Here is a 12,414-nt window from a genome sequence, read left to right on the forward strand (position 1 = left end):
CTACCCGTCTTCCGGCATGCCCCGCGGCATCGATGGCCTTGTCCCTTTCCCGGATATCGCCATGAGCCTCGAAGACCGCGTCGCCGCTGCAGCCCCTCTGGCCGCACCGTTCCCTTCCACCTGCGAACCGCAGGTTGCCGCAGCCATCTGTCCGGCAGCCGGCCATGCATCCGTGCGCGGCGACATCGATGTCGTGCTGCCCATGCGCTACGCCGGCGCGCGTCGACTACGCCTGGCCTGGGAGCTGAGTGGTCCGGACGGGGCGCCGGTGGTGCTGGTTTCGGGCGGGATATCGGCTGGCCGCCACCTTGCCGCCAATGCATCGCTGCCCGGCCGCGGCTGGGCCGAAGCCGTGGTCGGGAGTGGCCGCGCGCTGGATCCCTCCCGTCTGCGCCTGCTCGCCTTCGACCATGTCGGCGCCGACGGCACGCTGGACGCGGTGATCGACACCGCCGACCAGGCCGATGCCGCGGCGGTGCTGCTCGATACGCTGGGCATCGCGCGCCTGCATGCCTTTGTCGGCTATTCCTACGGTGCGGCAGTGGCGCTGCAGTTCGCGGCGCGCCATCGTGCGCGGCTCGAAAGACTGGTGGTGGTCAGCGGGGCGCACCGCGCGCATCCCTGGGCCGCGGCCTGGCGCGCGCTGCAGCGCAAGGCGGTGGCGCTGGGCGAGCTGCAGTGCGCTGGCGACCAGGGTCTTTCGCTGGCCCGGCAGTTCGCGATGCTGGGCTATCGCAGCGGAGAGGGGTTCGCCGCGCGCTTCGATGCGCCTGCGGAGGTCGCCAACGGACGCGTGCGCGTCGCGGCCGAAGACTACCTGGACGCGGCGGGTGCGCGCTTCGTTGCCAGGACACCCGTGCTGGCCTGGCAGCGGCTGTCGGAATCGCTCGACCTGCATCGCGTGGACCCGGCCCAGGTGAAGGCGCCCACCACCGTGGTCGCGGTGGAAGGCGATCCGCTGGTCCCGCTGTCGGAGGCGGTGGCCTTGGTGGAGGGGCTGGGCGGCCGCGCCACCCTGCGCGTGCTGCGTTCGCCGCATGGCCACGATGCCTTCCTCAAGGACGACGGCCGCGTCGACGCCATCCTTCGCGCTGCGCTGGCCGCGGAGGTGGCGGCATGAGCGCGCCCGCAGCCGGCCATGCCACCGCCACGCTTGCAGTGCGTGCGGGCATCGACCGCGACGAGGCCTTCGGCGCCGTGGTGCCGCCGCTGGTGCTGTCGTCGAACTTCAGCTTCGACGGCATCGGCGGCAAGCGCGAATACGACTACACGCGCAGCGGCAATCCCACCCGCGACCTGCTCGGTGAAGCGCTGGCAGGCCTCGAAGGCGGTGCAGGCGGCGTGGTGACCTCCAGCGGCATGGCGGCGATCGCGCTGCTGCTGCATGCGCTGCTCGAGCCCGGAGAGCGCCTGGTGGTGCCGCATGATGCCTATGGCGGCAGCTGGCGGCTGTTCGACGCGCTGGCGCGCAAGGGCCACTTCGAACTCGTCACCGTCGACCTGACCGATCCGCGCGCGCTGGCCGATGCCCTGGCGACGCAGCCGAAACTGGTGCTGGTCGAGACGCCGTCCAACCCCCTGCTGCGCATCACCGACCTGCGCTTCGTCATCGAAGCGGCGCACCGTGCGGGCGCCCTGGTCGCGGTCGACAACACCTTCCTGTCGCCTGCGCTACAGCGACCGATCGACTTCGGCGCGGATGCGGTGCTGCATTCCACCACCAAGTACATCAACGGTCACAGCGACGTCGTCGGCGGCGCCGTGGTGGCGGCCACCCCGGAGCTGCACGATCGGTTCACCTGGTGGGCGAACGCGCTCGGTATCACCGGCGCGCCTTTCGACAGCTTCCTCACACTGCGCGGCCTGCGCACGCTCGATGCGCGCGTGCGGGTGCACCAGGAAAACGCCGAAGCCGTCGCACGCCAGCTCGATGCGCATCCGGCGGTGGCGACGGTCCATTGGCCGGGGCTGGAGACGCATCCGGGACATGCCGTGGCCGCGCGGCAACAGGCGGGTTTCGGCGCCATGCTGAGCGTGGAGCTGCACGGCGGCGAAGCGGCGGTGCGCGCATTCTTGGACGGGCTGCGCTGCTTCACGCTGGCCGAGTCGCTGGGCGGCGTGGAAAGCCTGGTCGCGCATCCAGCCACGATGACGCATGCAGCGATGACGGCCGAGGCGCGCAAGCGCGCCGGGATTTCCGACGGGCTGCTGCGCCTGTCGATCGGCATTGAATCCTGCGCCGACCTGCAGGCCGACGTGGCCGCGGCGCTGGAGCGCGCGGCCCGCACGCAGGCGCCAGCCGTGCGCAGGCAGGTGGATGCATGAGCGCCGTGGCGCCAGTACCGCTGCATGGACACACCGTCCGGCCGCCTGCGTCGCGTCGCGCGGATCTCGTGCCCCGCTTGGCACTGCTCGGCACCGGCACGGTGGGACGCGCCTTCGTGGCCCGCTGCGAACAGCTGCGCGCGCGGGGCGTTGAGGTTCCGACGTTCGCCTGGCTGACCAATTCGCGCGCGCTGGCCGAGTGCGGCGCGGACCCCGTGGCTGCTCTTGCCCGGGTGAACTCCGCAGCGCCGCGTGACGATGCCTTTGCGCCCTGGGTGCAGGCCGAAGGGCTGCGTCGCGGCGACATCGCCATCGACGCCACCGCAAGCGACCGCGTCGCCGACTGGCATAGCGAGTGGCTCGCGCGCGGCGTGCACGTGGTCAGCGCCAACAAGCTCGGCAACGGTGCCGGGCTGTCACGTGCGCAGGCGATCGTGGAGGCACAGCGGGAGGGCGACGCGCGTTACGGCGACAGCGCCACGGTCGGCGCCGGGCTGCCCTTGCTGCGTTCCATCCGCGCCCTGGTGGCCGGCGGCGACCGGATCAACGCGCTGGAAGGTGTGTTGTCGGGTTCGCTGGCCTGGCTGTTCGACCGTCATGACGCCACGCGACCGTTTTCTGCCCTGGTGCGCGAAGCCCGTGAGGCCGGCTATACCGAACCCGATCCGCGCATCGACCTGTCGGGCGAGGACGTGCGCCGAAAGCTGCTGATCCTCGCGCGTGCAGCCGGATGGCCACTGGAAGCAGGGCAGGTTCGGGTGGATTCGCTGCTGCCCGAAGCACTGGCGGGCGCCGATGCGGCCATGGCCGACGCGCAGTACGGGCTGCTCGATACGCTGCTGGCCGAGCGCTTGGCGCTTGCCAGGCGGGACGGCGCCCGGCTGTGCTTCGTCGGCCGCTTCAGTGATGGCGATGCGGACGTGGGGCTGCGGGCGCTGCCGGCCACGCATCCGCTGTGCGCCGGCGGCGGCACCGACAACCTGGTCGCGATCAGGAGCTGCCGCTACCGCGAGCAGCCACTGGTGATCCGTGGGCCGGGCGCCGGCGCCGAAGTGACGGCGGCAGCCCTGCTCGACGATGTGCTGCGGATCGTGCGCCTCAGCACTCGATGACGTTGACCGCGAGCCCGCCGCGGCTGGTTTCCTTGTACTTGTCCTGCATGTCGCGGCCGGTGTCGCGCATGGTCTTGATGACCTCGTCCAGCGATACCTTGTGCTTGCCGTCGCCGCGCATGGCCATGCGCGAGGCGTTGATCGCCTTCACCGCCCCCATGGCGTTGCGCTCGATGCACGGGATCTGCACCAGGCCCCCGATGGGATCGCAGGTCAGCCCCAGGTTGTGTTCCATGCCGATCTCGGCGGCGTTCTCGATCTGGCTCGGGCTGCCGCCCAGCGCCGCGGTCAGGCCCGCGGCGGCCATCGAGCAGGCCACGCCGACTTCGCCCTGGCAGCCGACCTCGGCGCCGGAGATGGAGGCGTTTTCCTTGTAGAGGATGCCGACCGCGGCGGCGGTGAGCAGGTAGTCGAACACGCCCTGTTCGTTCGCCCCTTGGCAGAAGCGCTCGTAATAGCGCATCACCGAGGGCAGGATGCCGGCGGCGCCGTTGGTCGGCGCAGTCACCACGCGACCGCCCGCTGCGTTTTCTTCGTTCACCGCCAGCGCGTACAGGTTCACCCAGTCGAGCGTGGTCAGCGGGTCGCGCATGCCGGCTTCCGGGCGCTCGGACAGCTCGGCGTACAGCGCCGGCGCACGGCGTGACACGCGCAGCCCGCCGGGCAGCGTGCCGCCATTGGCGATGCCGCGCTGGATGCACGCCTGCATCGCGTCATGGATCTCGCGCAGGCCCGCACGCACCTCGTCCTCGCTGCGCCACGAGACCTCGTTGGCCATCATCAGCTGGGCGATGCTGAGCCCGTGTTCTTCCGTCTGCGCCAGCAGTTCGTCGCCGCTGTGGAACGGATACGGCACCGGCGTGGTGTCGGCCACGATGCGGTCTTCCGCGGCTTCGTCCTGGTTGACCACGAAGCCACCGCCGACCGAGTAGTAGTCGCGGGTGGCGATCACTTCCTCGTTGGCGTCATACGCGGTGAAGCGCATGCCGTTGGTGTGGTGCGGCAGCTTCTGGCGCTTGTTCATCACCAGGTCGCGCTTTTCGTCGAACGGCACCGGGTGGCGGCCGAGCAGCAGCACCTGCTTGCCGCCCCGGATACGCTCCAGCGCGGCCGGGATGATGTCGGGGTCGATGGTGTTGGGGTGCTGGCCCTCGAATCCCATCAGCACGGCCTTGTCGGTGCCGTGGCCGCGGCCGGTCATCGCCAGCGAGCCGAAGACCTCCGCACGGACCCGGGCGACGTCGCCCAGGCGGCCCGGTTCGTCCAGCCAGTGTTCGACGAAACGCGCCGCGGCGCGCATCGGCCCCACGGTGTGGGACGAGCTCGGACCGATGCCGATCTTGTAGAGGTCGAACGTGCTGACGGCCATGGCATACCGGAAAGGCAGGGTGTATTGCCTATGATAGCGCCCGCCCCGACTCCCAACGCCCGCATGGGCGCAACACTGCCAGGCCTCCGGCGATGCCCTTGATCCTGTTCCAGCGCGATGAATGCCACCTCTGCGATCTCGCTCTCGAGGTGCTGGCCGCGGCGCGCGCGCCCGAGTTCGAGAGCGTGTTCATCGATGGCGACGAGGCGCTGGAAGCGGACTATGGCGAGCGCGTGCCGGTGCTGCGCGACGGGGCCGATGGGCGCGAACTGGCCTGGCCCTTCGATGCCGGCCGGCTGGAGGCATTCCTCGGGCGGTGACCTCCGAGGGCCCCCGCCAGGCCTGGGCGTCTATTGCGTGGCTTCCACCTCGATCCGCACCTCGACCGCGTCCCCGATCATCGAACTCCACGCGCTGCTGCCGAATTCGCCCCGGCTGAGCGTCGCCGTCGCCGAGAATCCCACGGTGTTCCGGAACGGTGGCAGGGGGTGCCGCCGCTCGGCATTGCGCACGGCTTCCAGGACGATTTCGCGGGTCGTGCCACGCATCGTGAGTTCGCCGTGGATGCGGGCGCGGTCGGCATCGAGCGGTTCCACACGCGTGGAGCGGAAGCTGGCGACAGGGTGCCGCCCGGAGTCGAGCAGTCCGCTCGCGGCCACCGCGTGGTTCCAGTCCGCGTTGCCGAAGTCCAGCTGGGACAGCGGGATGTCCGCTGCCACGCGCGCGCCCTCCCAGGAGCCCGGCAGCAGTTGCAGCGTGCCGGTGGTCCCCGACACCGTGCCGATGGCTTTCGAGAATCCGGCGTGGTCGACCGCGATCGCGATGCGCGTGTGCACCGGGTCCAGCGTGTAGGTCCTGGCCTCCGGATGCTGCGCAGGCTCCAGGCTTGCGAGCGCACCGGCGGGCAGTGCGCCGCGGGTCGCCGGCTGCGCACACGCGCCGGCCAGCATGCAGGCTGCGATGAGCACCGCCGCGCGCAGCATTGGCCGATGGAGGATGCTTCGCATGGCGTTCCCAGGGTGCGGCCGGATGGGTGGTCGGCCCGATTCTAGGCGCAGGCCGTGAATGGTGAAACTTGCGCCAGCGCGGTGGCATTGCGACGATGCCCGTGGAGTCGGACGGTGCCGGGGGCACCGCGGACGACATGGGGAGTTCGATGCGGCGCTGGGCGATGCGTTCGTGGCTGTGGCTGTTGTGCCTGCTGGCGGGTGCGGCCGGCGCCTCCGTGCCCCAGCTGCCGCAACCGCGCCAGGTGAGCGTGTTCGACGGCTTGCCGTCAAACCGCGTGAACGCCATCGACGAGGACCGGCAGGGCTACCTGTGGATCGCCACGCGCGATGGCCTTGCGCGTTACGACGGCGTCGGCTTCCGCATCTGGCGCGTGGGCGACGGCCTGCGCGACAACTTCGTGTGGTCGGTGCATGTCGACGCCAGGGACCGGATCTGGATCGGCACCTCCACGGCGGGCATGGCCATGCTCGACGTCGACCGCGAGCACTTCACCTGGTACGACCGCGCGACGCAGCCCGAGATGGCCAGCAACGACGTCTGGTCGATCAATGGAACGCCGGACGGAGACATCTGGTTCGGCACCTCGGAGGGCGGCCTGCACCGGCTGTCGGCGGATGGCCGCCTGCAGCGCTACCAGTATGATCCCGGTGATGTCCGCAGCCTGCCGTCCGACGGCGTCTCGCACCTGGTGGTGGATCGCCGCGACGGCACGCTGTGGGTCGGCACCAAGGGCGGTGTCGCGCGCTGGACAGGGGACGGCTTCGACCGCTTGCCGCCGGAAAAACTGGGCACGCTGATGGTCGACGGCATGGCGCTGGACGATGCCGGCAGCCTGTGGATGGGCATACACGGCGCGGGCATGGTGCGCCATGCGGACGGCCGCATCGAACAGCTGCGGTGGACCGACCCGGCGCTCGGCGAGCGGGCGTTGAACATGCTGCTGCAGGACTCCCAGGGCGCGCGCTGGCTGGACACGCGGAGCGGCCTCGCATGGGTCCACGGCGACCGCGTCGAGCACGTGCCGCTGTACAGCAACACCAGCCGCGGACTGGTGCGCCCGGCATGGTCGACCGCCTACGAGGACCGCGAGGGCGGCCTGTGGTTCGCCAGTTCCGACTCGGGCCTGTGGCACCTGCCCGCGAACTGGCGCAACTTCACCGTGCTGCAGCGGCGCATCAACGATCCCGCGTCGCCCGGCAATGCCTTCGTCTACAGCGCTGCGCCGTCCGCGACGGGCGCCGGCGGAGGGCTGTGGCTCGTCGGCAGCGGCGGCGTGCTCGATCACCTGGCACCCGAGAGCGGCGCGATCGAGCACCGGCTGTCCGCGGTCTGCGGCGCACTGTTCGTGACCGGTGTCATCGAGGCGCGCGACGGCGGCGTCTGGCTGGGCTGCCAGGACCAGCTGGTGCGGTTCGATCCACGCTCCGATGAGGTGCGGCGCTGGTATGCGGACGGCAGCGACGACGCCGCGCCGCCGGGTCGCATCGCGCAGTTCGTCGAGCAGCGCGACGGCAGCCTGTGGCTGGCCAGCCACCAGAGCATCCAGCTGCGCGACGCCCGCGGACGGGTGCTCGACACGATCCATCGCGGTGACGGCCGGGGCCTGGGCGCGGCCATGCTCGTCGAACACCTCGTGCATGCCCCCGATGGCGGGGTCTGGGTGGCGACCAGCCACGGGCTGCTGGCCTGGGACGATGGCCTGCGCAAGTTCGAACCCGTTCCCGGTGCCCCCGGAACCGGCGTCTACAGCGTGGCGCTTGGCATCGATGGAATGGTCTGGCTGGCCGGGTACGGGGAGCTTGGTGCATTTTCCTGGGACGGCGCCGCGCTTACCCGCCAGCGCTCCGTGGGTGCGGAGCAGGGCCTGCCGATGGTCGCGCCCGGCGGTGTCCTGGTCGATGACGTCGGGGTGGTCTGGCTGACGACCGTGCGCGGGCTGGTGCGCTTCGATCCGGAAAGCGACCGGCTGCGGGTCTACGGTGTCCACGACGGTTTGCCCAGCCAGGAGTTCAGCGAATATCCGGTCGCCGTCTCCGACCAGGGGTATGTCGCCGCCGGCACCGCGGATGGCCTGCTGCTGTTCCATCCGCGCCAGGTGCAGTGGAGCCAGAGCACGCCCACGCTGGCCATCGAGTCCGTCGACCTGCGGCGTGGCGATGAACGCGTGGTGCTGTCGCCGCAAGGCCACCTCTCGCTGCGGCATGACGATCGCGATCTGCACGTGGTGGCCCGGCTGCTGTCGTTCACCGACGCCCATGCCCACCGCTATCGCTTCCTCCTGCATGGCTACGATCCCGGCTGGGTCGAGACTGGCGCCAGCGGCGAGCGCGTGTTCGCGCGGCTGGCGCCCGGCCAGTACAGGCTCGACGTCCAGGCACGCACGGCCGACGACGAATGGACGCCCGTCCAGAGCCTGCGGCTGGCCGTGGAGCCGCCCTGGTGGAAGGCGCCCTGGGCGGTGGCGATGTTCGCGGTGGCCGTCGCGCTGCTCATGCTGTGGGTGGTGCACCTGTATCGGCTGCGGCTGAAGCGACGCCACGCCTGGCAGCTCAACAAGCAGAAACGCGAACTGGCCGAGCAGGCTTCGGACGCGAAGACACGTTTCCTGGCCACGCTCGGACACGAGGTCCGCACGCCGATGACCGGCGTGCTGGGAATGAGCGAACTCTTGCTGGGCACCAGCTTGGACACGCGGCAGCGCGGCTATGCCGATGCGATCCGTCGGGCCGGGGAACACCTGATGCGGCTGGTGAACGACGCGCTGGACCTGGCGCGGATCGAGGCCGGCAAGCTGGAGCTCGTGGCGCAGCCCTTCGACCTGGTGGCGGTGTTCGACGAGGTCTGTGGCCTGGTGGAGCCGATGGCCCGGCAGCGCGGTCTCCGGTTCCGCTGCCACATCGACACGCAGACCCCTCGCTGGCTGCTGGGTGATGCCGGACGCGTGCAACAGATCCTGCTCAACCTGCTGGGCAACGCGGTCAAGTTCACCGAGGAGGGCAGCATCTCGATGCAGGCGGGGCCGATCGCCACGGGGGGCGTGCGGCTGGTGGTGTCGGACACGGGGCCTGGCCTCAACGAAGAGCAGCAGGCGCACCTGTTCCAGCGCTTCGAGCAGGCCGATGGCGCGCGCACTGCGGCCCGCTACGGCGGCAGTGGCCTGGGCTTGGCGATCTGCCAGGAGCTGGCGGTGGCCATGGGCGGGCGCATCGAACTCGACAGCACACCGGGTCAGGGCACGGACTTCACCGTCGACCTGCCGCTGCAAGCGACGTCGCCGGGGCCTGAGACCGTCACCGCAGCGGTGGTTCCCGGGCGTGCCCGGCGCGGCGGACTGTCGCTGCTGCTGGTCGAGGACGACACCACGGTCGCCGAGGTCATCTGCGGCCTGCTTCGCGCGCAAGGCCACGATGTGGTCCACGTGCCGCACGGGCTGGCTGCGCTGTCCGAGGCGACGAATGCAGCATTCGACATGGCGCTGCTCGACCTCGACCTGCCGGGCATCACCGGCCTGGCGCTGGCACGGCAGCTGCGCGCCGGCGGGTTCGACGCGCCGCTGCTCGCGATCACCGCCCGCGCCGATGCCGAAGCCGAACCGCTGGCGCGCGACGCAGGCTTCGACGGGTTCCTGCGCAAGCCGGTGACCGGTGCGATGCTGGGCGAAACGATCGATGCGCTGCGTCGCCCACCCGCAGCCGGCGGGGCCGCGGCTCCGGAGTCCGGGCCCTCCGCGCCGGCGTGAGCCGTGCCACGGACGCCGGAGCCATGGTGCGCTATCTTCCGCGTTCCATCCCGCCAGCCGCAGGAGCCTCCATGTCCGATCGAGCCACGCCCATCGCTCCCTTCATGATCGCAGCGGCGCTCGTCGCCGCGGCAGCGCTCGCGCCCCTGCCGGCCGAGGCCATCCGGGTCGTCGCCCAGGCCACCGCCATCTGCCAGGGCGCGCTGCCCGCCTTCGAGACCCAGATCCGCAAGCGTCCGCTGGCGGTGCAGAACGAGGGCGGCACCAACGCCTTCGTGACCTGTTCCTTCAACAATCCCGGCAACAGCAACGGCAGCAGCCGCGTCAGCCGATTCACCGTGTACCTGCAGAACATGTCGTCCGCGCGCACCGTCTCCTGCACCGCCGTCAACTCCGGGGCCGGGGCTAACGGCAGCGATGCGCTCTACGCCACGAAGTCGATCCGGGTGCTGCGCGACGAGGACGGCAGCACCGCCCTGGACTTCGAGCCCGGCGACTTCGTCGGGGGCGCATTCCTGTTGCCGGGGGATGCGGTCAGCGTCTCGTGCAACCTGCTGCCCGGAATCGGGATCACCAGCACGGTGCTGGTCAACAACGCAAACTGATCAGCGTCGGCTGTGCGCGTGCACCTCGTCGACCAGCACCGCGCCGATGCCGAAGCCGAACCGCTGGCGCGCGACGCAGGCTTCGACGGGTTCCTGCGCAAGCCGGTGACCGGTGCGATGCTGGGCGAAGCGATCGACATGCTGCTGCATGGAGCGTTGGAACGATGAGGACACCCGGACAAGTCGGTGCGGCGCGCATGGCAGGGCTGGCCCTCGTGCTCGGAGTGCTTGCCTGCGCCGCTGCCGCGCAGGCCGCGCCCGGCGGCGACGATGCGCCCGTGCCTTTCCTTGGTGGTTTCCTCAAGGAGACGCGCATTGTCTACCCGCTGCAGGTCGGCGCATGGGAAGCAGTGGGCGAGCGCCTGTATGACGAAGCCGAACTCGGCGCCTCGGTGCGCTACCAGTCCGGCGACAGCCTTGATCGCTGGATCGACATCTACTTCTACCCTGCGGGCGTGGTGTCCGACTCGCACCTGCATCAGGCGGCGCAGGCCGCGCTGCAGGGCATCGAGTCCACCGTCGGACAGTCCGGTGGCTACGTCGATGGCGACTTCAGTGGCTTGCGCAGGTTCCAGGTCATGCCGCTCGGCGACAAGGTCGCGGCGATCCCGGCCCGCTCGGCCGACATGCGACTGGTGCGTGAGGACGGCGAATACCACTCGGCGCTGACCCTGCTGATCGATCGCCTGTACTACGTGAAGGGGCGCTACACCGTCGCGGCCGGCGCAGTGGATCGCCCCGAGGCAAGGAGCGCGCTGGAGGCGTTCGTCGCCGAACTGGTCCGCGGGACCTACATCGGCAGCACCGGGCGCTGCTGGTCGCCGGCTCCGGTCGACGCGCTCCCGGCAGGCGCGCCCGCGCCCGCGGACTCACGCCTGTCGATCATGTCCGAAGGCGAGGCGGGCGCCTGGCTGGTCGGCGGTCGCGTGCTGGCACACGAGCCGCTGGGAGATGCCGCGCAGGCCCTGGCCATGCTGGCGATGGCCGTCGACGGCCGCCTGTATCCGGGCTGCGTCGGCGCCGAACCGCATAACCCCGACGTGTCAGAGGGTCTTCGCGAGATCCGCCTCGAGTACCGCTCGCCCGCCGACGCGCGCAGTGATGGCGGGCGCCGGCTGTGGCCGTCGCGGTCCGGCGTGGGGTGACACGCCGGACGGCAGGGCCGGTCAGCGCCGGCTGTGCGCGTGCACCTCGTCCACCAGCACGCCGACGTGCTCCGGATCCATGTTCGGCGACATGCCGTGGCCGAGGTTGAAGACGTGTCCCTCGCGCGACCCGCCGTTGCCGTCGCGGTAGCTGTCGAGTGTGCGCCGCACCTCGCGGCGGATCGCTTCGGGCGAGCCGTACAGCGTGGTCGGATCAAGGTTGCCCTGTAGCGCGACCTTGCCGCCGGTGCGCTGCGCGGCCTCGCCGAGTTCGATCAGCCAGTCCACGCCCACGCCTTCGGCTCCGGTGTCGGCCAGTTCGTCGAGATAGGCGGCATTGCCCTTGCCGAACACGATCAGCGGCGTGCGCTCGACGCCTTCGCCGCGCTCGAGTTCGCGCGCGATGCGGGTCAGGTAGGGCAGCGAGAACTCGCGGTACATCGCCGGCGACAGCACGCCGCCCCAGGTGTCGAACACCTGCAGTGCCTGGGCGCCGGCCGCGCGCTGGGCGGCCAGGTAGGCGATCACGGCGTCGGTGTTGACCGACAGCAGCGCGTGCAGCGCCTTCGGATCGTTGTGCGCCATCGCCTTGATGATCGCGAAATCCTTGCTGCCGCCGCCCTCGACCATGTAGCAGGCCAGCGTCCAGGGGCTGCCGGAGAAACCGATCAGGGGCACGCGGCCGTCGAGCTCGCGGCGGATCACGCGCACGGCATCCATCACGTAACCGAGGTCGGATTCCATGTCCGGCACGCCGAGCTTCGCGATCGACGCCGCGTCACGCAGCGGACGCTCGAACTTCGGGCCCTCGCCATCGACGAAGTACAGGCCCAGGCCCATGGCGTCGGGGATCGTGAGGATGTCGGAGAACAGGATCGCGGCGTCGAGGTCGAAGCGCGCCAGCGGCTGCAGGGTGACTTCGCAGGCGAGCTCCGGGTTCTTGGCCATCGCAAGGAAGCTGCCGGCCTTCGCGCGACTGGCGCGGTACTCGGGCAGGTAGCGCCCGGCCTGGCGCATCAGCCATACCGGCGTGCAGTCCACGGGCTCGCGGCGCAGGGCACGGAGGAAACGGTCGTTGCGAAGGGTCTGGGGCAATGCTCTGGTCCTG

11 protein-coding genes are annotated in these 12,414 nt (G+C 70.6%); 8 read left to right on the forward strand and 3 right to left on the reverse strand.

Annotation, left to right across the window (positions count from 1 at the left end):
* Window positions 1-61 precede the first annotated feature (61 nt).
* From metX to ACW5F0_RS09885, 3 genes are read left to right on the forward strand one after another with little or no spacing between them, the layout of a single operon-like run.
* Complete coding sequence (metX, locus tag ACW5F0_RS09875) at window positions 62-1,120, forward strand: homoserine O-succinyltransferase MetX (RefSeq protein ID WP_456963763.1); 1,059 nt, start codon at window positions 62-64, stop codon at window positions 1,118-1,120.
* On the forward strand, window positions 1,117-2,325 hold the full coding sequence (locus ACW5F0_RS09880; protein WP_456963764.1) for an O-succinylhomoserine (thiol)-lyase: 1,209 nt from the start codon (window positions 1,117-1,119) through the stop codon (window positions 2,323-2,325). Before metX ends, ACW5F0_RS09880 begins: the two co-directional genes overlap by 4 nt.
* Window positions 2,322-3,437, forward strand: a complete 1,116-nt coding sequence (locus ACW5F0_RS09885) for a homoserine dehydrogenase (RefSeq protein ID WP_456963765.1) — start codon at window positions 2,322-2,324, stop codon at window positions 3,435-3,437. The genes ACW5F0_RS09880 and ACW5F0_RS09885 overlap by 4 nt, the downstream gene beginning before the upstream one ends.
* Here the strand turns inward: ACW5F0_RS09885 and ACW5F0_RS09890 are convergent.
* Window positions 3,424-4,806, reverse strand: a complete 1,383-nt coding sequence (locus ACW5F0_RS09890; RefSeq protein ID WP_456963766.1) for an L-serine ammonia-lyase — start codon at window positions 4,804-4,806, stop codon at window positions 3,424-3,426. The two genes, ACW5F0_RS09885 and ACW5F0_RS09890, sit on opposite strands and share 14 nt — an antisense overlap.
* Window positions 4,807-4,898: 92 nt before the next feature.
* Here ACW5F0_RS09890 and ACW5F0_RS09895 point away from each other — a divergent pair, with 92 nt between their 5' ends.
* Entirely contained in the window at window positions 4,899-5,126 is a 228-nt protein-coding gene (locus ACW5F0_RS09895; protein WP_456963767.1) for a glutaredoxin family protein, read from the forward strand.
* Between the two features lie 30 nt (window positions 5,127-5,156).
* Here ACW5F0_RS09895 and ACW5F0_RS09900 read toward each other — a convergent pair whose 3' ends face one another.
* The gene (locus tag ACW5F0_RS09900) at window positions 5,157-5,813 is read right to left on the reverse strand and encodes a YceI family protein (RefSeq protein WP_456963768.1); all 657 of its coding nucleotides are present in this window, start codon (window positions 5,811-5,813) and stop codon (window positions 5,157-5,159) included.
* 149 nt (window positions 5,814-5,962) lie between these two features.
* On the opposite strand from ACW5F0_RS09900, the gene ACW5F0_RS09905 reads away from it, so the two are divergent.
* From ACW5F0_RS09905 to ACW5F0_RS09920, 4 genes are all read left to right on the forward strand, one after another.
* A complete protein-coding gene (locus ACW5F0_RS09905; protein ID WP_456999665.1) occupies window positions 5,963-9,556 on the forward strand; it encodes an ATP-binding protein in 3,594 nt (1,197 codons plus the stop codon).
* A gap of 71 nt (window positions 9,557-9,627) precedes the next feature.
* Complete coding sequence (locus tag ACW5F0_RS09910; RefSeq protein WP_456963769.1) at window positions 9,628-10,161, forward strand: hypothetical protein; 534 nt, start codon at window positions 9,628-9,630, stop codon at window positions 10,159-10,161.
* An 18-nt stretch (window positions 10,162-10,179) separates the two neighbouring features.
* Window positions 10,180-10,329, forward strand: a complete 150-nt coding sequence (locus ACW5F0_RS09915; protein WP_456999647.1) for a hypothetical protein — start codon at window positions 10,180-10,182, stop codon at window positions 10,327-10,329.
* A 29-nt stretch (window positions 10,330-10,358) separates the two neighbouring features.
* Window positions 10,359-11,306: a hypothetical protein gene (locus ACW5F0_RS09920; protein WP_456963771.1), complete on the forward strand. Its 948-nt coding sequence runs from the start codon at window positions 10,359-10,361 to the stop codon at window positions 11,304-11,306.
* A 21-nt stretch (window positions 11,307-11,327) separates the two neighbouring features.
* Here the strand turns inward: ACW5F0_RS09920 and hemE are convergent, their stop codons facing one another.
* Entirely contained in the window at window positions 11,328-12,401 is a 1,074-nt protein-coding gene (gene hemE / locus ACW5F0_RS09925; protein WP_456963772.1) for a uroporphyrinogen decarboxylase, read from the reverse strand.
* Between the last annotated feature and the right edge of the window lie 13 nt (window positions 12,402-12,414).

It is taken from the genome of Luteimonas sp. A534 (genome assembly GCF_054072805.1).

Excerpts from the sequence above, each read along its gene's own strand:
- ACW5F0_RS09905 (WP_456999665.1), top strand. The coding sequence starts at position 5,963 with ATGCGGCGCTGGGCGATGCGTTCGTGGCTGTGGCTGTTGTGCCTGCTG.
- ACW5F0_RS09895 (WP_456963767.1), top strand. The coding sequence starts at position 4,899 with ATGCCCTTGATCCTGTTCCAGCGCGATGAATGCCACCTCTGCGATCTC.
- ACW5F0_RS09890 (WP_456963766.1), bottom strand. The coding sequence starts at position 4,806 with ATGGCCGTCAGCACGTTCGACCTCTACAAGATCGGCATCGGTCCGAGC.
- ACW5F0_RS09885 (WP_456963765.1), top strand. The coding sequence starts at position 2,322 with ATGAGCGCCGTGGCGCCAGTACCGCTGCATGGACACACCGTCCGGCCG.
- ACW5F0_RS09920 (WP_456963771.1), top strand. The coding sequence starts at position 10,359 with ATGGCAGGGCTGGCCCTCGTGCTCGGAGTGCTTGCCTGCGCCGCTGCC.
- ACW5F0_RS09900 (WP_456963768.1), bottom strand. The coding sequence starts at position 5,813 with ATGCGAAGCATCCTCCATCGGCCAATGCTGCGCGCGGCGGTGCTCATC.
- ACW5F0_RS09880 (WP_456963764.1), top strand. The coding sequence starts at position 1,117 with ATGAGCGCGCCCGCAGCCGGCCATGCCACCGCCACGCTTGCAGTGCGT.
- ACW5F0_RS09910 (WP_456963769.1), top strand. The coding sequence starts at position 9,628 with ATGTCCGATCGAGCCACGCCCATCGCTCCCTTCATGATCGCAGCGGCG.
- metX (WP_456963763.1), top strand. The coding sequence starts at position 62 with ATGAGCCTCGAAGACCGCGTCGCCGCTGCAGCCCCTCTGGCCGCACCG.